The organism is Bradyrhizobium sp. ORS 285 (assembly GCF_900176205.1).
In the GTDB taxonomy this organism is placed as follows: domain Bacteria; phylum Pseudomonadota; class Alphaproteobacteria; order Rhizobiales; family Xanthobacteraceae; genus Bradyrhizobium.
The window spans coordinates 5,376,703-5,398,230 of the sequence record NZ_LT859959.1 but is presented as its reverse complement, the minus strand read 5'-3'; the positions used below and the strand labels follow the sequence as shown (position 1 = coordinate 5,398,230).

The following is a 21,528-nucleotide window of genomic DNA, read 5'->3' as shown; positions in this document are numbered from 1 at the left end:
TCGACCGGGCCGTTCGTTGTCGCGTTCGGCACGCATTGTTACCCCGTCCGCAGTGGATCGGGACGCGAGCGATATCGTCGCTCAGCCCCATCAATGATTGCTGTGAGACGATTGATGCGTGCTGTGATTGTGCGGCGGCCTCGCCGGGTCGTGCAGGGTTTTCTCGGAACGACCGGACTGGTTCTCTCGCTCGCCTTCGTCGTGCCGGCGCTCGCCGACGGCGGCACCGGAGTCGGCCTGACCACGGGTGCGGCCGGGGGCGCCGACAGCGCGACGGCAGCGGGCGGCACCGGCAGCGCCGGCGTGAGCGACCATGGGTTTGCGAGCGGCGGCGGTGGTGGTGGCGCCGGTGTCACCGGCGGCGCAGGCGGCGTCGGATTTGACCTCGGCACAGCCAACCCCGCGGGCGGGGCAGGCGGGGCGACGCCGGGCGCCAGCGGCGGCAATGGCAGCGATTCGACCACCGGGGCCATGGCCGGCGGGGGCGGTGGCGGCGGCGCGCATGGCGCCCTCGTGACGGCTGCGGGCGCGCTCTCCAGCGCGGCCGGCGGCAATGGCGGCAATGGCGGCAACGGCCCTCCAGGAGCCAACGGCAACGGCTGGATCGGCGGCGGAGGCGGCGGCGGCGCCGGCGGCTATGGCACCGCCGTGAACGGCATCGGCGTGGTCGTCACCAGCAGCGGCGCGGTCACCGGCGGCAAGGGCGGCAATGGCGGCAATGGCGGCGGTGGTGGCGCCGCCGGCGGTGATGCCGGCAGCGGCGGCATCGGCGTGTCCTTCACCGGCGGTTCCAACGGTCTGACCAACAGCGGCACCATCACCGGCGGCAATGGCGGCGCGGGCGGCGCCGTTCAGACTCGAGACAATGGCGAACGCGCAGGGAATGGCGGCGCCGGCGGAGCCGGAATCGCGGCATCGGGCGGCCTGACCATCTTCAACACTGGCACGATCATCGGCGGCAATGGCGGTGCGCCGGGCAGCGGCGGTGGCGGCAGCGCAGGCGCGGGCGGCGCCGGCATCACCGGCTCCGATATCGTGGTGTTCAACAGCGGCACGATCTCGGGCGGATTGTCGGGCGACGGCACGACGCGCGCCAACGCCATCACCTTCACTGGCGGCCGCAACAGCATCGAACTGCTGGCCGGCGGCACCATCATCGGTAACGTCGTCGCCGCCAGCACGCTCGATTCGGTAAGCCTGAGCGGCGCGACCAATGCGAGCTTCGATCTCTCGAGCCTCGGGACGCAGTATCAGGGCTTCGGCACCCTGGGGAAGTCCGGCTCCGGCACCTGGACCGTGAGCGGCACCAACAGCACGGCGGTCAAGTGGCTCGTGTCGAGCGGAACGCTGCAACTCGCCACCGGGGCCGTGCTCGGCGCCGCCGGCGGCTCGCTGACCATCGAAGGCGGCACGATCGATCTCGGCGGCACGACACAGGTGCAGAATGGCGGCGTGCGCGTCACGAACGGCACCATCGCGAATGGCAGCTTGTCATCGTCCGGGACGTTTGACCTGCAGGGCGGCACGATCAGCGCGGCGCTGGCCGGGACCGGCAACCTGGTCAAGAGCGGCGGTACGGTGACCTTGTCGGGCGCCAACAGCTACAGCGGCGGCACAACGGTTCTCGGTGGTCTGCTGCAGCTGACCGGCGCCGGCACGCTCGGTGCCGCGAGCAACGCGCTCACGGTGGCCGGCGGCGAGCTCAACCTCGGCGGCACCACGCAGACGCAGGATGGCGGCGTGACCCTGTCGGGCGGATACATCGTCAACGGCACGCTGTCCTCGAGCAGGACCTTCACCCTGATCGGCGGCAGTTTCGGCGTAGCGCTCACCGGAGCCGGCGGCGTGCGAGCGACCGGCAGCGGTTTCATGACGCTCGCCGGGGCCAACAGCTACACCGGCGGCACCAGCGTGCTCAACGGTGTGCTGCAGATCTCCGGCGCCGGCACGCTCGGCGCCACCAGCAACGCGCTGACGGTGTCCGGCGGCATGCTCGATCTCGGCGGCACGACGCAGACGCAGAACGGCGGCGTGCGCGTCACGAACGGCACCATCGCCAACGGCACGTTGTCGTCGTCGGGGACCTTCGACGTGCAGGGCGGCACGATCAGCGCGGCGCTGGCCGGGACCGGCAATTTGATCAAGAGCGGCGGCACGGTGACCTTGTCGGGCGCCAACAGCTACAGCGGCGGCACCACGGTTCTCGGCGGTCTGCTGCAACTGACCGGCGCCGGCACGCTCGGTGCCGCGAGCAACGCGCTGACGGTGGCCGGCGGCGAGCTCAATCTTGGCGGCACGACGCAGACGCAGAATGGCGGCGTGACCCTGTCGGGCGGGTACATCGTCAACGGCGAACTGTCCTCGAGCGGGACCTTTGCCCTGATGGCGGGCGGCGTCGGCGCGGCGCTCACCGGATCCGGCAGCGTGCGAAAGACCCTGCGCGACACGCTGACGCTGGCAGGGGCCAACAGCTACACGGGTGGCACCAGCGTTCTCGACGGCGTGCTGCAACTCTCCGGCTCCGGCACGCTCGGCGCCACGAGCAACGCGCTGACGGTGTCCGGCGGCACGCTCGATCTCGGCGGCACGACGCAGATTCAGAACGGCGGCGTCACCTTGACCGGCGGCACGATCGCCAATGGCACGCTGTCGTCGAACGCCGCCTTCGACCTGCAGAGCGGCACGGTGAGTGCGGCGCTGGCGGGACCCGCCGGCCTCAGCAAGAACGGCAGCGGCGTGGTGACCCTGTCGGGCGCCAACAGCTACACCGGCGGCACGACCATTGCGGACGGAACGTTGCAGATCAGCGGCAGCGGCACGCTGGGTGACGCCGGCGGCGCGCTGATGATGTGGGGCGGCGTGCTCGATCTCGGCGGCACCACCCAGACCCAGAATGGCGGGGTGAGTTTCGCAACCGGCACGATCGCGAACGGCACGCTGGCATCGGCTGGGACGTTCGCGCTGCAGAGCGGCGTGATCAGCGCGGCACTCGGCGGCACCGGCAATGTCGTCAAGAGCGGCAGCGGCCGGGTCGTGCTGTCGGGAACGAGCAGCTACACCGGCGCGACGACCATCGATGGCGGCGTCCTGCAGGTGGACGGTTCTATCGCCTCCTCGGGCCTGACGATCGTCGGCGCCGGCGGCGCGCTGACCGGCACCGGCACGGTCGGCAATCTCCTGGTCGCATCGGGCGGCACGTTCACGCCGGGCAGCGGCAGCGTCGGCTCATCGATGATTGTGGCCGGCAATCTCGCCTTCCAGTCGGGCGCGCAGTATCTGGTGCAGATCGACCCGACCACGTCGTCGACGACGACCGTGACCGGCACGGCCACGCTCGGCGGCGCCACCGTCGCGGCGTCGTTTGCGGCCGGCAACTACATCGAGAAGCGCTATACGATCGTGACGGCCGCAGGCGGCGTCTCCGGCACGTTCGCACGCGATGTGGTCACGACGAACCTGCCTGCAACCTTCGCGACCTCGCTCAGCTACGACGCCACCCACGCCTATCTCGATCTCGCCCTGGCGTTCGTCCCGCCGTCGGGCTCGGGCTTCAACGCCAACCAGCAGGGTGTCGGCAACACGATCGTCAACTACTTCAACAAAGAGGGACGTATTCCGCGCGCCTTCGGCGGCCTGACGGCGGCCGGCCTGACGCAATTGTCCGGCGAGCAGGGCACGAGCCCGCAATCGACCTCGGTCGATGCGATGGGGCAGTTCGCCGGCATGCTGATGGACCCGACCGCGGCAGGCCGCGGCGGAGCGCCTGGAGGTGGCGCGCTCGGCTACGCGGAGGACGCGCCCTCGCGCAAGGGCGACGCGCGCGACGCGATGGCATCGCTCGACAAGGCACCCCCCGCGAGCTTCGCGCAGCGCTGGGCGGTGTGGGCCTCCGGCTTTGGGGGCGGACAATCGACCGATGGCAACGTCGCGGCCGGATCGAGCAACAGCTCGAGCCTCATCTACGGCACGGCTGTTGGCCTCGATTATCTGATCGGGCCGGACACGATCGCGGGCTTTGCGCTGGCGGGCGGCGGCACAACCTTCCATGTCGGCGCGCTCGGCAGCGGCCGCTCCGATCTGTTCCAGGCCGGCGCGTTCGTGCGTCATGCGATCGGTCCTGCTTATGTGTCGGCAGCGCTCGCCTATGGCTGGCAGGACGTCACCAGCGATCGCATCGTCACCGTCGCCGGCGTCGACCGGCTGCGGGCGCAGTTCAACACCAACACCTGGTCGGGCCGGATCGAGGGAGGCTATCGCTTCGCCGCGCCGTGGCTCGGCGTCGGCATCACGCCCTATGCGGCTGCACAGCTCACACGGATCGATCTGCCCGCCTATGCCGAGCAGGTGCTGTCCGGCAGCGCCACCTTCGCGCTGAACTACACGCGTCAGAGCGTTACCGACACGCGCAGCGAGCTCGGCCTGCGCACCGACAAGTCGTTTGCGCTGGCCGATGGCGTGCTGACCTTGCGCGGCCGCGCCGCCTGGGCCCACGACTTCAACCCGAGCCGCACCGCGGCCGCCACCTTCCAGGCGCTGCCCGGTGCGAGCTTCGTCGTCAACGGCGCGGCCGCGGCGAAGGACGCAGGCCTCGTCACGGCCTCGGCCGAGATGGGCTGGCTCAACGGCTGGTCCACCGCGCTGACCTTCGACGGCGAGTTCTCCAATGTCTCGCGGTCGTACATGGGCAAGGGCACCGTGCGTTACGCGTGGTGACGCGAGCGATCCGCGGCGACCCCGCGATCGTTAGCTGAGCAGTTGCACCCTCCCGGCCGTCCGGGAGCGGTCGCCCGCGCGGATGGCGGGGGACGATGAGGCGCCGCGCCGATCAAGACTGCCCGTCTATTGAGCACCTGCGGCAACTTGTCTTAACAGTCACGAAGTCATGATCGCTGACGATTATTGACAATCGTCACTCAACATTCGACACTCCTTCGCATTCGCAGCGAGGGGTGTCCGATGTTGATCCGCCTGATTTTCGCGAGCTATTCCAAGCTGTTGACCGGCATTGCGCTGGCCACCATGGCCGCCGCACTGGCCGGCTGCAATGAAACCGTCGCCCAGAAGGCCGAGCCTGTCCGGCCGGTTCTGGTCGCGTCCGTCCATTACGAGGCCGAAACGCCCGAGCGAAGCTTCGTGGGCACCATCCGGCCGCGGATCGAGGCCGACATCGGTTTTCGCGTCGCCGGCAAGGTCGCCAAGCGCCTGGTCGAGGTCGGCCAGACCATCGAGGTCGGCCAGCCGCTTGCGACGCTCGACGAGGTCGATCTGAAGCTGCAGGCCGAGCAGGCCGAGGCCGAATTCCGCGCCGCGACCGGCGTGCTGGCGCAGGCCTCTGCGGCCGAGATCCGCGCCAAGGAGTTGCGCGCCAAGGGCTGGACCACGGATGCTCAGATGGACCAGGCCAAGGCGTCCGCGGATGAAGCCCGCGCGCGGCTCAATCGCGCCGAGCGCTCGGTCGAGCTGACGCGCAATTCGCTGTCCTACGCGACGCTGGTGTCGGATGCGCGCGGTGTCGTCACCGCGTCGATGATCGAGCCGGGCGTGGTCGTGGCCGCCGGCCAGGCCGCGATCCGCCTCGCGCGCTTCGCCGAGAAGGAGGCTGTCGTCGCGATCCCCGAGACCTTGCTCGACCGCGCCAAGAACGGCACAGCCACCGTATCGCTGTGGTCGGAGAGCGGCAAGACCTACACCGCGCGGCTGCGCGAGATCGCGCCCGCCGCCGATCCCGCGACCCGTACCTATCTCGCAAAGTTCTCCTTGCCCGACGCCAACGACAGCGTCTCGCTCGGCATGACCGCAACGCTCACGCTGTCCGATCCCGCCACGACGCGCGTGGCCCGGCTGCCGCTGTCGGCGCTGTTCAACGACGGCCGCGACCCCTCGCTCTACGTCGTCAACGACAAGGGCGAGGTGACGCCGAAGCCGGTCAAGGTGAAGGCCTACGACAGCAAGGACGTGCTGATCACCTCCGGCGTCGACGAAGGCGAGAAGGTCGTCGCGCTCGGCGTGCAGAAGATCGACCCCGCGCAGAAGGTGCGCGTGGTCTCGGCGCTGACGTTCTAACGAACTTTCAACTCTCACCCCGAGGAGCCCGCCGAAGGCGGGCGTCTGGAAGGGCGAGGCCCGCAACTTGGCGTCATGGTTCGAGACGCGCGGCGTGGCCGCGCTCCTCACCATGAGGAGCTAAATCCTCATCCTGAGGAGCATCGCGCAAGCGATGCGTCTCGAAGGATGAGGCCACTGAAGCTTGCAACGATTAGGTCCTCATCGGGGAGCGTGCCATGAAGCGGTTCAACCTGTCGGCCTGGGCGGTCAGTCATCCGCCGCTGGTGCTGTTCCTGATCGTAGCCCTCGGCCTGTTCGGCTTCCTCTCCTATCAGCGGCTCGGGCGCGCCGAGGATCCGTCCTTCACCGTCAAGGTCGTGAACATCTCGGTGATGTGGCCGGGCGCGACGGCGACCGAAATGCAGAGCCAGGTCGCCGATCCCATCGAGAAGAAGCTGCAGGAGCTGCCCTATTTCGAGAAGGTGCAGACCTACTCCAAGCCCGCCTTCAGCGCGATGCAGGTGACCTTCCGCGACTCGACGCCGCCGAAGGAGGTGCCGTATCTGTTCTATCTCGTCCGCAAGAAGCTTGCGGATGCGCAGGGCTCGCTGCCATCGGGCGTCCTCGGACCGTTCGTCAATGACGAGTTCTCCGACGTCGATTCGATCCTGTTCATGATGACCGGCGACGGCGCCGACTATGCGCAGTTGAAGAAGGTCGCCGAGGGCCTTCGTCAGCGGCTGTTGAAGGTCAACGGCGTCACCAAGGTCAATCTCTACGGCACTCAGGACGAGCGCATCTATGTCGAGTTCAGCCATGCCAAGCTGGCGACGCTCGGCATATCAGCGCAGGCGCTGTTCGACTCGCTCGCCAAGCAGAATAACGTGACGCCGGCCGGCACGGTCGAAACGTCCTCGCAGCGCGTGCCGCTGCGCGTCACCGGCGCGCTCGACGGAGCCAAGGCGGTGGCCGAGACGCCGGTCGAGAGCAATGGCCGCGTGTTCCGGCTCGGCGACATCGCGACCGTCACGCATGGCTTCGTCGATCCACCCACTTTCAAGGTCAACCAGGAGGGCAAGCCGGCGCTCGGCATCGGAGTCGTCACGGCCAAGGGCGCCAACATCCTCGAGCTCGGCAAGGACGTTCATGCCGCCTCTGACGACTTCATGAAGGCGGTGCCGCAGGGCATCGAGCTGACGCAGATCGCCGACCAGCCCAAGGTGGTCGAGACCGCGGTCGGCGAGTTCGTGCATTCCTTCGTCGAGGCGCTGGCGATCGTGCTGTTCGTCTCTTTCCTGGCGCTGGGATGGCGCACGGGCATCGTGGTGGCGCTGTCGGTGCCGCTGGTGCTCGGCATCGTGTTCATCGTGATGAGCGCGATGGGCCTCGATTTGCATCGCATCTCGCTCGGTGCGCTGATCATCGCGCTCGGCCTGCTTGTGGACGACGCCATCATCGCGGTCGAGATGATGGTGGTGAAGATGGAGCAGGGCTGGGACCGCGTGCGCGCGGCGTCCTATGCCTGGGAGTCGACGGCATTCCCGATGCTGACGGGAACGCTGGTCACGGCCGCGGGCTTCCTGCCGATCGGCTTCGCCAATTCCGCGACCGGCGAATATGCCGGCAGCATCTTCTGGATCGTTGCGATCGCGCTGGTCGCCTCATGGTTCGTCGCGGTGATCTTCACGCCCTATATCGGCGTCAAGCTGCTGCCGGACATGAAGGCGCGTCATGGCCATGACGAGCACGCGATCTACGACACGCGCATGTATCGCGGCCTGCGCCGGATCGTGCGCTGGTGCGTCGATCATCGAATCATCACCGTCGGCGCGACGGTCGCGGTGTTCGCGGCCTCGGTCGTCGGCTTCGGCCATGTGCAGCAGCAGTTCTTCCCGCTGTCGGAGCGGCCCGAATTGTTCCTGCAGTTGCGGCTGCCGGAGGGCACCGCCTTCAACGTGACGGAAAAGGCGGCGCGCAAGGCCGAGGACCTGCTGAAGGGCGACAAGGATATCGAGACCTTCACCTCCTATGTCGGCCAGGGCTCGCCGCGCTTCTGGCTCGGCCTCTCGCCGCAGCTGCCGAACGAAGCGTTCGCCGAGATCGTCATCGTCGCCAAGGATGTCGCCGCGCGCGAGCGCATCAAGGCGCGAATCGAGTCGGCGGCCGCCGATGGCCAGATCAACGAGGCGCGCGTGCGCGTCGACCGCTTCAATTTCGGCCCACCCGTCGGCTTCCCCGTGCAGTTCCGCGTCATCGGCCCCGACACCGCCCAAGTGCGCGACATCGCGCGCCAGGTGCGCGACGTCGTCCGGCAGAATCCGAACACGCGCGATGCGCAGCTCGACTGGAACGAGCAGTCGCCGTACCTGAAGCTCGTCGTCGACCAGGACCGCGCCCGCGCGCTCGGCCTCACGCCGCAGGACGTCTCGCAGTCGCTGGCCATGTTGATCTCCGGCGTCCAGGTCACGACGATCCGCGACGGCATCGAGAAGGTCGGCGTCATCGCCCGCGCGGTGCCGTCCGAGCGGCTCGATCTCGCGGGGGTCGGCGACCTCACCATCACGTCGCGCAACGGCGTCGCCGTGCCGCTGCAGCAGATCGCCAAGATCGAATATTCCCACGAGGAGCCGATCCTGTGGCGGCGCAACCGCGACATGGCTATCACGGTGCGCGCCGACGTCGCCGACGGCGTGCAGGCGCCCGACGTGACCAACCAGATCTGGCCGAAGCTCGCCGATATCCGCAGCCATCTCGATCCGGCCTATCGCATCGAGATGGGCGGCGCGATCGAGGAATCGGCCAAGGGCAATGCGTCGCTGGCCGCGCTGTTTCCAGTCATGGCGATCGTGATGCTGACCTTGCTGATGATCCAGTTGCAGAGCTTCTCGCGGCTGCTGCTGGTGTTCCTCACCGCGCCGCTCGGCATCGTCGGCGCTTCGCTCGGCCTCAACGTCGCCAATGCGCCGTTCGGCTTCGTCGCGCTGCTCGGCCTGATCGCGCTCGCCGGCATGATCATGCGCAACACCGTGATCCTGGTCGATCAGATCGAGCACGACGTCAACTCGGGCCTGACCCGGCGCGAGGCCATCATCGAAGCCACCGTGCGCCGCGCCCGCCCCGTGGTGCTGACCGCGCTGGCCGCGATCCTGGCCATGATCCCGCTGTCGCGATCGGCGTTCTGGGGGCCGATGGCGATCACCATCATGGGCGGTTTGTTCGTTGCAACCTTCCTGACGCTGCTGTACTTGCCGGGATTGTATGCCTTATGGTTCCGCAAGAGCCTTGATGAGCGCGGGGCTGCCGCGCAGGATCATTCTGCAGCGCAGCACGTTGAAGGGGCGGCCCCCGCGCTGCCGTTGGCCGAGGCGGCCGAGTAGGGGATCAACAGATCGCAGGCATGATGACGCTGGTTTCCGAACACATCGAACCCGATACGCGCGAACGCATCCTGGTTGTTGCCGAGCGCCTGTTTCGACAGATCGGTTACCAGAAGACGACCGTCGCCGACATCGCCAAGGAGCTACGCATGAGCCCGGCGAATGTGTATCGCTTCTTCGATTCGAAGAAGGCAATCCATCAGGGCGTCGCGCGCACCTTGATGGGCCAGGTCGAGGTGGCTGCGATCGCGATCGCCGAACGAGAGGGCCCCGCCGTGCCGCGGCTGCGCGAGCTGCTCGGCACCATTCATCGCATGAACACCGAGCGCTATGTTGGCGACAACAAGCTGCACGAGATGGTCGCGATCGCGATGGAGGAGAGCTGGGAGGTCTGCGAAGCGCACATTATGCTGGTCACCGAGATCATCGGCCGCGTGATCGGGCAGGGCGCTGCCTCCGGCGAATTTGCCGTCAGCGACATCGTGTTGGCGACGAAATGTGCAACGACGGCGATGATGCGCTTCTTCCATCCGCAGATGATCGCGCAATGCGCGACCAAGCCGGGCCCGACGGTGGACGAGATGATCGATTTCGTCCTGGCGGGGCTTGGTTCGAAGGGCGCCGCAAGCTAAGTTCTCCGTCATTGTGAGCAATGACGGAAGGGACGACGGCGTGACCGAACGGGATCTGCATTTCTACGAACCGAAGAACGGCCACGGCCTCAAGCACGACCCCTTCAACGCCATCATTGCGCCGCGCCCGATCGGCTGGATCTCCTCGCGGGACGGCAAGGGCAACGCCAATCTTGCCCCATATAGTTTCTTCAACGCGTTCAACTACACCCCGCCGATCATCGGCTTCTCCTCGACGCAATGGAAGGACTCGGTCGCCAACATCCAGGACACCGGCGAGTTCGTCTGGAATCTGGTGACACGGGATCTGGCTAAACACATGAACGCCTCGGCCGCGCATGTTGCGCGCGAGGTCGACGAGTTCGCACTGGCCGGCGTCACGCCGGTGCCGTGCAAGCACGTCAACGTGCCGCGCGTCGGCGAAAGCCCCGTGGCGTTCGAGTGCAAGGTGACGCAGATCATCCAACTGCAGGGCGCCGACGGCACCAAGGCGCAGGCCTGGCTCACGCTCGGCGAGGTCGTCGCCGTGCATATCGACAAGACGCTGATCAAGGACGGCGTCTACCAGACCGCGCTGGCGCATCCGATCGTGCGCGCCGGCCGCCGCGGCGACTATTTCGAGATCAAGGCCGAAGACATGTTCGAGATGATCAGGCCGGACTGATCGCTTCTCGCCGAGTGCCGCAAACTGGAGACCGACTGACGTGACCGAATCTGCCGCCCATGCCCCGCCGACCGAACCGCGCGGTGATCTCTGCATCCGTACGCTTGCGATGCCGGCCGACACCAATGCCAATGGCGACATCTTCGGCGGCTGGCTGCTCAGCCAAATGGACGTCGGCGGCGGCGTGTTCGCGGCCAAGGTCGCGAAGTCGCGCACCGTGACGGTGGCGATCGAGGCGATGAACTTCCGCAAGGCGGTCTATGTCGGCGATCTCGTGTCGGTCTATGCGCATCTCGTGCGCGTCGGCCGCACGTCCATGACGGTGCGACTCGAAGCCTGGGTGCTGCGCCGGAAGGAGGAGCAGCCGATCCTGGTCACCGACGGCAACTTCACCTACGTCTCGATCGATGACAACGGCCGTCCGCAGCCGATCAAGCGCGATGGTGTGATCACGACGTGATCGCAGCGCGTTGCATCGCTGCATCCGTCAATAACGTCCGTTAATTCCCGCTGCACATGACGCGACATTGATCGCGGAACCGCGTCGTGACGGCCGGCGTTTGCGTGACAGCGCGAACAGGAAAGCCCGCAAGGATGCATTCGGTGTCGTCGAGCGCGGGCTGCGGCCGGGCACGTTTACGATGATCGCAAGTTGAGGTTGCGTCAGGCGGCGGTGCCGCGTCTCTGCCGCATTGCGAGTCTCCGTTGAGAACTCATATTCGTGATTGAATGCTCGCTGGGGGCGGCGACAACAGGCCGGAAAAAATGGCCGATCACGCGCGGGAAACGATCGGGGGCATCTTGCGCAAACAGGGTGGGAGAGAATCCATGTCGGATGTCGAAGAAAAGCTGACCTTGGAGGTCCTCAAGAAGCTGCAACAGCGGCTTCTCCACGCCGAGCGGCGAATCGGCGTCTACGAGATTCAGCTCAGTGCGTTCCGCCAGCACCACGTCGAGGTGCTGCAGGATCTTCGCACGATCTACCAACTGCTCGGCCGTCACCATGATCGTCTGGGCGGATTCGATGCGTCGCATCGCAAGGCCACTCTGGTGCCGGAAGATCCGCACTGACGTGGTGGAGCCCATGTTCGGCGCTCTTGCCAATCATCGTGACGATCGCGATCCGCGTGCCGGATCGTGTCACGCTCTTCGGTAATCCGGTTGCGTTGCGAGACAACGGAAACGACAACACCTCATCATCACCCTGGCATCAGTCAAACACACCACGGACAGAATCGCCTGTTGACATTCCGCATGGACCGAAGCCGCGGGCGCTGCAGGGAACATTCCCTTCGGTGTTCCGTTATAAGCCCCGGAATGAACGACGGGATTTCGCAATGTCCGACACCTACATCATCGAGGTCAGCTCTCAGGCGGCAGGCATCGTCGTCCGCGATCGCGGCGGCTTTCGCTTCTTCGCCGCGTCGCATCGCTTCAATGCGCTCGAGGGCCAGGTGTTTCGCAATGCCCGTGAAGCCGAGCGCGCCGCGCTGCGCATCGTCACCGGCGAGCTGAGCGCGGCGGCCTGATCGGAGCGACGGCGCCTGTGGGGCGCTGTCAGCCGCAAGATGTGATGCTGCCCCTCTGACAGGCCGGTGATTGTTGCGGTGCGTTCGGGCGCCACGTGCATTGACCCTTGACTCGATCAGCATCACCATGGTGCAGCTCGTTTCGAAAGCTTGCCATGGCCGTCCTGTCTCAACGCCAGACCGACATCCTCAACATCGCCCGCGCCTCCGGCCGCGTCATGGTGGAGGATCTGTCGCGCCGGTTCGAAGTGTCCGCGCAGACGATTCGCAAGGATCTGAACGATCTCTGCGAGCAGCGCGCGCTGACCCGCATCCATGGCGGCGCCATCATCGCTTCGGGGGTCGAGAACCTCGCTTACGAGGCGCGTCGCTTCGTCGCTGCCGACGAGAAGAAGGCCATCGGCGCGATCGCGGCCGCCCGCATTCCGAACGGCTCCTCGCTCTTCATCAATATCGGCACGACGACGGAGGAGGTGGCGAGCGCGTTGACGTCCCATCAGGATCTCCTCGTCATCACCAACAATCTCAACGTCGCGATGCTGCTCTATCCGCATCCGCGCATTGAGGTGATCGTCGCGGGCGGCAGCGTGCGCCGCTCGGATGGCGGCGTGGTCGGCTCGACGGCGACGCAGCTGATCGGCCAGTTCAAGGTCGATTATGCGATCATCGGCGCCTCTGCCATCGACGAGGAGGGCGCGCTGCTCGACTTCGACTATCGCGAGGTGCAGGTCGCGCAGGCGATCATCGCCAATGCACGCAGCGTCATGCTGGTGGCCGATTCCACCAAGCTCCACCGCAGCGCGCCGGTGCGTATCGCCCATCTCAGCCAGATCCAGACCTTCGTCACCGGCCGTCCGTTGCCGGACGGATTGGCCAGCCTCTGCCACAGCCGGGGCATCGAGGTGATCTCGGCCATGCCCGCGGACGAGGCCGAGGAGGCCGCAGAGGCAAACGAAACCGCCTCGCCTTCCGTGCTCCGCCGCGCCTGACGTCCCGCCACCCCTGCAGGCTGCTTGATCCTGGTTTGGGCAGGTTTTGCCCAATCCCGGGCCAACATGCGAATTTCGATTTGCTTTCACTTTCGTTTGTGTTTAACTCGAAACCGAAAGTGAAATCGCCTACGCAAGGCGATTGTTCGGGGGATGCGTCTGTTGGAGCGGATCTACGACCTCGCCATTATCGGAGGCGGCGTGAACGGCTGCGGCATCGCGCGCGATGCGGCCGGACGCGGAAATTCCGTTTTCCTGTGCGAAATGAACGATCTGGCGAGCGGAACCTCGTCCTGGTCGACCAAGCTCGTGCACGGCGGCCTGCGCTATCTCGAATATTACGAGTTTCGCCTCGTGCGCGAGGCGCTGATCGAGCGCGAGATCCTGTGGCAGATCGCGCCCCACATCATCCGTCCCTTGCGCTTCGTTCTGCCGCATCATTCGGGCCTTCGCCCGGCGTGGCTGCTGCGCCTCGGTCTTTTCCTCTACGACCATCTCGGTGGCCGCAAGCTGCTGCCGCCGACCCGGTCGGTGAACCTGCGCAGCGACGAGGTCGGCCGTCCGCTGATCCCCGGGCGCTACGCCACCGGCTTCGAATATTCCGATTGCTTCGTCGACGATGCCCGCCTTGTCGTTCTGACCGCGCGTGACGCTGCCGATCGTGGTGCCGAGATCCGCACGCGTACGCGTGCCACCGAGATCCGCCAGGACGGCAACGTCTGGCTGGTGACGACCGAGAATACCCAGACAGGAGAGCGCGAGACCATCAAGGCGCGCGCGCTGGTCAATGCCGCCGGGCCGTGGGTCGAGCAGGTGCTGTCGACCGGCGCCGGCGTGAATGCGAAGGCCAAGGTGCGCCTGGTGCAGGGCTCGCACATCGTTGTGCGCAAGCTGTACGATCACGACCGTGCCTACATCTTCCAGAACGCCGACGGCCGCATCATCTTCGCCATTCCTTATCAGCAGGATTTCACGCTGATCGGCACCACGGATCGCGACTACCAGGGCGATCCGGCCAAGGTGAAGGCGACCGACGAGGAGATCGCCTATCTCTGCGCAGCGCTCGGCGAATACATTGCCAAGCCGGTGACGCCGGCCGACGTCGTGTGGAGCTATTCCGGCGTGCGTCCGCTGTATGACGACGGCGCCAGCGAAGCCAAGGCGGCGACGCGCGACTATGTCTTCGAGCTCGATACGCCCGGCGGTCTGCCCTTGCTGTCGATCTATGGCGGCAAGATCACCACCTATCGGCGGCTGTCGGAAGAGGCGCTCGAGCGTCTCGCGCCCTATCTGAAAGGCGCCAAGGCGGAAGAGGGCTGGACCGGCAAGGCGACGTTGCCCGGTGGCGACATGAAGGTGCAGGCCGTCAGCACGCTGATCGCGGATATCAGCAAGACCTATCCGTTCCTGGCCGATGCACATGCGAAGCGCATCGCACATGCCTATGGCACGCGGGCCAAGACCATGCTCGCGGGTGCGACATCTTCGGCCGATCTCGGCCAGGATTTCGGTGGCACCTTGACGGAGCGTGAAGTCCGGTACCTGATGACGAACGAGTGGGCGTTGACGGCCGAGGACATCGTGTGGCGGCGATCGAAGCTGGGGTTGCGGATGTCGGCGGCTGAGATCGCCGCGCTTGATGCATGGATCATCGCCAACCGCGAGCGCGCGGCCGCGACGGCGCGTGAAGCCGGGGGACGCGCATGAGCGTCACGCTCGATCACGTCTCGCGCGTCGTTGATGGCGTCACCACGATTCGCGACGTCTCGCTGACCTTGCAGCGCGGCACGCTGAGCGTGCTGCTCGGCCCGACCCTGTCCGGCAAGACCTCGATCATGCGGCTGCTCGCCGGCCTGGACAAGCCGACCACCGGCCGCGTGCTGGTCGACGGCAAGGACGTCACGGGCGCCGACGTACGGCAGCGTTCGGTCGCGATGGTCTATCAGCAGTTCATCAACTATCCCTCCCTGACCGTCTACGAGAACATCGCCTCGCCGCTACGCGTGCAGGGCAAGCCGCGCGAGGAAATCGAGAAGCGCGTGGCGGAAGCCGCGCGGCTGCTTCGGCTCGAGCCTTATCTGAAGCGCACGCCATTGCAGCTCTCCGGCGGCCAGCAGCAGCGTACGGCCATGGCGCGGGCGCTCGTGAAGGGCGCCGATCTCGTGCTGCTCGACGAGCCCCTCGCCAACCTCGACTACAAGCTGCGCGAGGAGTTGCGGACCGAATTGCCGCGCATCTTCGAGGCGTCGGGCGCGATCTTCGTCTATGCCACGACCGAGCCATCGGAAGCGCTGCTGCTCGGCGGACGCACCATCTGCATGTGGGAAGGCGAGGCGCTGCAGGCGGGTGACACCGCGTCCGTGTACCGCCGTCCCGACACGCTGCGCGTCGGCCAGGTGTTCTCCGATCCGCCAATGAACACGGTCGATATCCAGAAGCGCGGCGACAGCGTCGAATACGCAGGGAGCGTCAAGGCGCCCGCCATTGGTCTGTATGCGGATCTGCCCGATGGCAGCTACCGAGTCGGCTTCCGGCCGCATCAGCTCGGGCTGGCCAAGGGCGACGGCAGCCATGGCCGCCACGCCTTTCCGGCCACAGTCTCGGTCACCGAGATCACGGGCTCGGAGAGCTTCGTGCATCTCAGGCGCGACGGCCTGAACTGGGTCGCGGTGCTGCACGGCGTGCATGAATACGAGCCCGGCGAGATCCTCGATGCCGTGCTCGATCCCGCCAACGTCTTCGTGTTCGACGCCGCTGACCGCCTGGTCGCGGCACCGGCGATCTGAGGGAGATGCCGCATGGCCCGCATTGACCTCGAAGGTCTCGCCCACTCCTACGGCAATGGCAGCGACGTCGAGAGCTACGCGCTGAAGCCGGTGACGATGACCTGGCGCCAGGGCGGCGCCTACGCGCTGCTCGGCCCGTCCGGTTGCGGCAAGACCACACTCTTGAACCTGATCTCCGGCATTCTCACGCCGTCGCACGGCAAGATCCTGTTCGACGGCACCGACATCACGCAACGCTCGACCCGCGAGCGCAACATCGCGCAGGTGTTCCAGTTTCCGGTCATCTACGACACGATGACGGTCGGCGAGAATCTCGCGTTTCCGCTGAAGAACCGCGGCGTGCCCAAGGCCGAGATTGACAAGCGCGTCGCCGAGATCGCACGGCTCCTGGATCTCACGCCAGATCTCAATCGCAAGGCGACGCGGCTCACGGCCGACGCCAAGCAGAAGATCTCGCTCGGTCGCGGCCTGGTGCGCTCCGATGTCGCCGCCGTGCTGTTCGACGAGCCGCTGACCGTGATCGATCCCGAGCTGAAATGGCAGCTGCGCTCCAAGCTCAAGGCGCTGCACCGCGAGCTCGATCTCACCATGATCTACGTGACCCACGACCAGACCGAGGCGCTGACCTTCGCCGACACCGTCGTCGTCATGCATGACGGCCGCGTCGTGCAGAGCGGCACGCCGGCCGAGCTGTTCGACAAGCCCGCGCACACCTTCGTTGGTTATTTCATCGGCTCACCCGGCATGAACATCCTCTCCGCCCAGGTGAAGGGCCGCGAGGCCCGCATCGACGGCCACACGCTGCAGCTTGCGCGCAGCTACGACGCGCTCCCGGCCGGCGCCAAGATCGAGATCGGCGTGCGCCCGGAATTCGTCGATGTCGCAGCGCCAGGTCCCGGCCTGCTCGACGCCAATATCGAGCGGGTCGACGATCTCGGCCGCATCCGCTTCGCGCGCGTGCGCGTCGGCGACGTCAAGTTTGCCGCGCGTCTGCCGGCGGGCTTTTCGCCGTCAGGCTCGGCGATCGGCCTGAAGTTCAACCCGGCCTATGTCCACGTCTATGCCGACAGCCGTCTGGTCGAGGGAGCCTGAGTGATGGACAAGACCATCAACAACAAGGCCTGGTTCCTGGTGCTGCCCGTCTTCCTGCTGGTCGCGTTCTCCGCGATCCTGCCGCTGATGACGGTGGTGAACTATTCGATGCAGGACACCTTCGGCAACAACCAGTTCTTCTGGAACGGCGTCGGCTGGTTCAAGGAGCTGCTCGATCCCTCGACCGATCTCGGCGGCCGCTTCCTGGCCTCGCTGTGGCGCAACCTGATCTTCTCCGCCGCCATTCTCGCCATCGAGGTCCCGCTCGGCATCGTGATTGCGCTGGCCATGCCGCGTCATGGCTGGACCGTGGCGTTCACTCTGGTCGTGCTGGCATTGCCGCTGCTGATTCCGTGGAACGTGGTCGGGACCATCTGGCAGATCTTCGGGCGTCCCGACATCGGCCTGCTCGGCTATGTGCTCAACCATGTCGGGCTCGACTACAATTACGTCTCCAACGAGGCTGATGCCTGGTTCACCGTCATCCTGATGGACGTCTGGCACTGGACAAGCCTGGTCGCGCTCCTGTGCTACTCCGGCCTCAAATCGATCCCGGACGCCTACTACCAGGCGGCCCAGATCGACGGCGCTTCGCGCTGGGCGGTGTTCACCGCGATCCAGCTGCCGAAGATGCATCGCGTGCTGCTGATCGCCGTGCTGCTGCGCTTCATGGACAGCTTCATGATCTATACCGAGCCCTTCGTGGTCACCGGCGGCGGTCCGGGCAATTCGACCACCTTCATCTCGATCGAGCTCGTCAAGATCGCGCTCGGCCAGTTCGACCTCGGCAAGGCTGCGGCGCTGTCGCTGGTCTACAACCTGATCATCCTGATCGTCTGCTGGGTATTCTACACCATCATGACCAATGCCGGCGCCGAGCGCCGGCCGGCGGAAGGGGGCACGTGATGAACACCATTCCGGGCCGTCGACTCATCATCTCGCTGTTCCTGGTCTTCCTGATGTTGCCGATCTATTGGCTGGTCAACATGAGCTTCAAGACCAACACCGAGATCGTCTCGACCATGACGCTGTGGCCGCATCAGCCGACCATCGCGAACTACATGCGCATCTTCACCGACGAGAGCTGGTATTCCGGTTACATCAACTCGCTGAAATACGTCGTCATCAACACGGTGATCTCGATCGCCGTGGCGCTGCCGGCGGCCTATGCCTTTGCGCGCTACCGCTTCCTCGGCGACAAGCACCTGTTCTTCTGGCTGCTGTCGAACCGCATGGCGCCGGCTGCGGTCTATGCGCTGCCGTTCTTCAATCTCTATTCGGCGATCGGGCTGTTCGATACGCCCTGGGCCGTGGCGCTGGCGCATTGCATCTTCAACATCCCGCTCGCGGTGTGGATTCTCGAGGGCTTCGTCTCGTCGGTGCCGCGCGAGATCGACGAGACGGCGTTTCTCGACGGCTATTCGTTTCCGCGCTTCTTCATCAAGATCCTGATGCCGCTGATCGCCAGCGGCATCGGCGTCGCGGCGTTCTTCTGCTTCATGTTCTCCTGGGTCGAACTCCTGCTGGCGCGCACGCTGACCGCGACCGAGGCCAAGCCGATCTCGGCGATCATGACGCGAACGGTGTCGGCCGCCGGCATGGACTGGGGCTTGCTCGCCGCCGCCGGCGTGCTCACCATCATCCCGGGCGCGCTGGTGATCTGGTTCGTCCGCAACTACATCGCGCGCGGCTTCGCGCTGGGGCGGGTGTGAGGATGCGGGCGCAAGCTTTCAGCCAGAAGCTCGGTGCGCTCCCTCCCCCCTTGTGGGGGAGGGCTGGGGAGGGGGGTACCCCACGGGCAGTCTTCGCGTGGACCCCCACCCCCGACCCCTCCCCGCCTAGCGAAGCTCCGCTTCGCGCGGGGGGAGGGGAGCGCACCGCGTTCCGCGCTGGAGCTTTCGAACTTTCTGGCAGAAGGGTTTGAGCCATGGACAGTCTCGCATGGATGGCCTGGACGCCGCCGACGGCGATCTTCTTCGCTGCGCTCGCCTGCACGCTTGTCATCATGACGCTGCTCGCTGCGCGCTATCCTGAGGTCGAGCGGGTCGGCGTGCTGCGCATTCCGACCACGCGCGGCGACCGCCTGTTCATTTCGCTGATTTTGGCGGCCGTCATCCATCTGGCATGGATCGCCCTGGTCGGCACCGATACCATTGCAACCTTGCCGGTCGGCGAGGAAGGATACGAGATTTCGAGCCTGTGGCTCGCAACCGTGGTTTCGCTTGCCTCGGCCGTTGCGATCTTTCGCATCGTCTGAGCAAACGAGAACGAGCAGATCCGGGGGCAACCCGGGCCTGAAAAAAGTCTGTCGCTGCAACGGAGGAACACCATGCGACATCTGCCGGTAAGGAACGGGCCTGCGACGAGGGCAAGGGCCTGGATGATGACGAGCGCGGTTGCGCTGATGGCGGCGTCGGCCGCGGTCACCGCGCCGGCGCGAGCCGACGAGGCTGCTGCCAAGAAATGGATCGACTCCGAATTCCAGCCGTCCACGCTCTCGAAGGACGACCAGATGAAGGAGATGCAGTGGTTCATCAAGGCCGCGCAACCCTTCAAGGGCATGGAGATCAATTTCGTCTCCGAGACCCTGACCACGCACGAATACGAAGCCAAGACGCTGGCCAAGGCGTTCGAGGAAATCACCGGCATCAAGGTCAAGCACGACATCATCCAGGAAGGTGACGTCGTCGAGAAGATCCAGACCCAGATGCAGTCCGGCAAGAACGTCTATGACGGCTGGATCAACGATTCCGACTTCATCGGCACCCACTTCCGCTACGGCCAGGCGGTCGACCTGACGGAGTGGATGGCGGGCGAGGCCAAGGACGTCACCAATCCGATGCTCGACGTCAAGGACTTCATCGGAACGTCGTTCACCTCGGCGCCGAACGGCCATCTCTATCAGCTGCCGGACCAGCAGTTCGCCAACCTCTATTGGTTCCGTTACGACTGGTTCACCAACCCGGACTACAAGGCCAAGTTCAAGGCCAAGTATGGCTATGAGCTCGGCGTGCCCGTGAACTGGTCGGCCTATGAGGACATCGCCGACTTCTTCACCAACGACATCAAGGAGATCAACGGCGTCAAGGTCTACGGCCATATGGACTATGGCAAGAAGGACCCGTCGCTCGGCTGGCGCTTCACCGACGCCTGGCTGTCGATGGCCGGCAACGGCGACAAGGGCCTGCCGAACGGCCTGCCGGTCGACGAATGGGGCATCCGCATGGAAGGCTGCCGTCCGGTCGGCTCGTCGATCGAGCGTGGCGGCGACACCAACGGTCCCGCAGCCGTCTACTCGATCGCCAAGTATCTCGACTGGATGAAGAAGTATGCTCCGCCGCAGGCCCAGGGCATGACCTTCTCCGAGTCGGGTCCGGTGCCGTCGCAGGGCAACATCGCCCAGCAGATCTTCTGGTACACCGCCTTCACCGCCGACATGGTCAAGCCCGGCCTGCCCGTCATGAACGACGACGGCACGCCGAAATGGCGCATGGCCCCGTCGCCGCACGGCTCGTATTGGAAGGATGGCATGAAGCTCGGCTATCAGGACGTCGGCTCGCTGACGCTTCTGAAGTCGACCCCGGTCGATCGCCGCAAGGCGGCCTGGCTGTATCAGCAGTTCATCGTCTCCAAGACGGTGTCGCTGAAGAAGAGCCATGTCGGTCTCACCTTCATCCGTGAATCCGACATCTGGGACAAGTCGTTCACCGAGCGTGCGCCGAAGCTCGGCGGCCTGATCGAGTTCTACCGCTCGCCCGCGCGCGTGCAGTGGACCCCGACCGGCAACAACGTGCCCGACTATCCGAAGCTGGCGCAGCTCTGGTGGCAGAACATCGGCGATGCGGCGTCGGGTGCGAAGACTCCGCAGCAGGCGATGGACGCCCTCGCGGCGGCTCAGGACTCCGTGCTCGAGCGCCTCGAGAAGTCCAAGGTGCAGGGCGACTGCGGTCCGAAGCTGAACAAGAAGGAATCGGCCGAGTTCTGGTTCAACAAGTCGGCCAAGGACGGCAACATCGCTCCGCAGCGCAAGCTCGCGAACGAGAAGCCGAAGGGCGAAACGATCGACTACGACACGCTGATCAAGTCGTGGCCGGCCTCCCCGCCGAAGCGCGCCGAAGCCAAGTAAGCATCTTGTCAAAGGGATCGTCCGGCTCGACCGGGCGATCCAATCACCTAAGGCCGGGAGCGATCCCGGCCTTTTCTTTTGCCTGGATGAGAGCGTCTCCCGTTCCATTCGGGAATTCTTCCCGGGGCACCTGGGACAACTTCCACATTGCAAGCGCCTTGAAGCCGATGAGGACAGGCGGCACTCTTCCTCATCGGGATTTGTCGCGATCTTCGCCGCGACTTTGCCCCAACGACGGGAAACAACAAGGCCTCGGCACGATCCGGCGTCGCTCCATGCGAACCGCGT

16 protein-coding genes are annotated in these 21,528 nt (G+C 65.8%); 15 read left to right on the top strand and 1 reads right to left on the bottom strand.

The features are described from left to right. Positions 1 to 114 precede the first annotated feature (114 nt). From BRAD285_RS24225 to BRAD285_RS24200, 6 genes are all read left to right on the top strand, one after another. Positions 115 to 4,713: an autotransporter domain-containing protein gene (locus tag BRAD285_RS24225; protein WP_050886877.1), complete on the top strand. Its 4,599-nt coding sequence runs from the start codon at positions 115 to 117 to the stop codon at positions 4,711 to 4,713. A 243-nt stretch (positions 4,714 to 4,956) separates the two neighbouring features. Then, complete coding sequence (locus BRAD285_RS24220) at positions 4,957 to 6,063, top strand: efflux RND transporter periplasmic adaptor subunit (protein ID WP_006612514.1); 1,107 nt, start codon at positions 4,957 to 4,959, stop codon at positions 6,061 to 6,063. A gap of 218 nt (positions 6,064 to 6,281) precedes the next feature. Next, complete coding sequence (locus tag BRAD285_RS24215; RefSeq protein ID WP_006612515.1) at positions 6,282 to 9,422, top strand: efflux RND transporter permease subunit; 3,141 nt, start codon at positions 6,282 to 6,284, stop codon at positions 9,420 to 9,422. Between the two features lie 23 nt (positions 9,423 to 9,445). Continuing rightward, entirely contained in the window at positions 9,446 to 10,054 is a 609-nt protein-coding gene (locus BRAD285_RS24210) for a TetR/AcrR family transcriptional regulator (RefSeq protein WP_035646793.1), read from the top strand. Positions 10,055 to 10,094: 40 nt separating this feature from the next. Next, a complete protein-coding gene (locus BRAD285_RS24205; protein WP_006612517.1) occupies positions 10,095 to 10,718 on the top strand; it encodes a flavin reductase family protein in 624 nt (207 codons plus the stop codon). A gap of 109 nt (positions 10,719 to 10,827) precedes the next feature. Then, a complete protein-coding gene (locus BRAD285_RS24200) occupies positions 10,828 to 11,178 on the top strand; it encodes an acyl-CoA thioesterase (RefSeq protein ID WP_244422231.1) in 351 nt (116 codons plus the stop codon). 203 nt (positions 11,179 to 11,381) lie between these two features. On the opposite strand, the gene BRAD285_RS35495 is transcribed toward BRAD285_RS24200, so the two are convergent. Next, positions 11,382 to 11,804 carry a hypothetical protein gene (locus BRAD285_RS35495; protein WP_157681693.1) on the bottom strand — a complete coding sequence of 141 codons (423 nt, stop codon included), beginning with the start codon at positions 11,802 to 11,804 and terminating at the stop codon, positions 11,382 to 11,384. A gap of 251 nt (positions 11,805 to 12,055) precedes the next feature. Here BRAD285_RS35495 and BRAD285_RS24190 point away from each other — a divergent pair, with 251 nt between their 5' ends. From BRAD285_RS24190 to BRAD285_RS24150, 9 genes are all read left to right on the top strand, one after another. Then, entirely contained in the window at positions 12,056 to 12,247 is a 192-nt protein-coding gene (locus BRAD285_RS24190; protein ID WP_006612520.1) for a hypothetical protein, read from the top strand. Positions 12,248 to 12,402: 155 nt separating this feature from the next. Continuing rightward, complete coding sequence (locus BRAD285_RS24185; RefSeq protein WP_006612521.1) at positions 12,403 to 13,236, top strand: DeoR/GlpR family DNA-binding transcription regulator; 834 nt, start codon at positions 12,403 to 12,405, stop codon at positions 13,234 to 13,236. 153 nt (positions 13,237 to 13,389) lie between these two features. After that, positions 13,390 to 14,943: a glycerol-3-phosphate dehydrogenase gene (gene glpD, locus BRAD285_RS24180; RefSeq protein WP_035646778.1), complete on the top strand. Its 1,554-nt coding sequence runs from the start codon at positions 13,390 to 13,392 to the stop codon at positions 14,941 to 14,943. Further along, positions 14,940 to 16,022 carry an ABC transporter ATP-binding protein gene (locus BRAD285_RS24175; protein WP_006612523.1) on the top strand — a complete coding sequence of 361 codons (1,083 nt, stop codon included), beginning with the start codon at positions 14,940 to 14,942 and terminating at the stop codon, positions 16,020 to 16,022. The genes glpD and BRAD285_RS24175 overlap by 4 nt, the downstream gene beginning before the upstream one ends. A 12-nt stretch (positions 16,023 to 16,034) precedes the next feature. After that, the gene (locus BRAD285_RS24170) at positions 16,035 to 17,114 is read left to right on the top strand and encodes an ABC transporter ATP-binding protein (RefSeq protein WP_006612524.1); all 1,080 of its coding nucleotides are present in this window, start codon (positions 16,035 to 16,037) and stop codon (positions 17,112 to 17,114) included. Positions 17,115 to 17,117: 3 nt separating this feature from the next. Next, positions 17,118 to 18,020, top strand: a complete 903-nt coding sequence (locus BRAD285_RS24165; protein WP_006612525.1) for a carbohydrate ABC transporter permease — start codon at positions 17,118 to 17,120, stop codon at positions 18,018 to 18,020. Beyond that, a complete protein-coding gene (locus BRAD285_RS24160) occupies positions 18,020 to 18,826 on the top strand; it encodes a carbohydrate ABC transporter permease (protein ID WP_006612526.1) in 807 nt (268 codons plus the stop codon). Before BRAD285_RS24165 ends, BRAD285_RS24160 begins: the two co-directional genes overlap by 1 nt. Positions 18,827 to 19,041: 215 nt before the next feature. Then, positions 19,042 to 19,371, top strand: a complete 330-nt coding sequence (locus BRAD285_RS24155; protein ID WP_006612501.1) for a DUF2160 domain-containing protein — start codon at positions 19,042 to 19,044, stop codon at positions 19,369 to 19,371. Positions 19,372 to 19,497: 126 nt separating this feature from the next. Then, complete coding sequence (locus BRAD285_RS24150) at positions 19,498 to 21,240, top strand: ABC transporter substrate-binding protein (RefSeq protein WP_006612500.1); 1,743 nt, start codon at positions 19,498 to 19,500, stop codon at positions 21,238 to 21,240. Positions 21,241 to 21,528 lie beyond the last annotated feature (288 nt).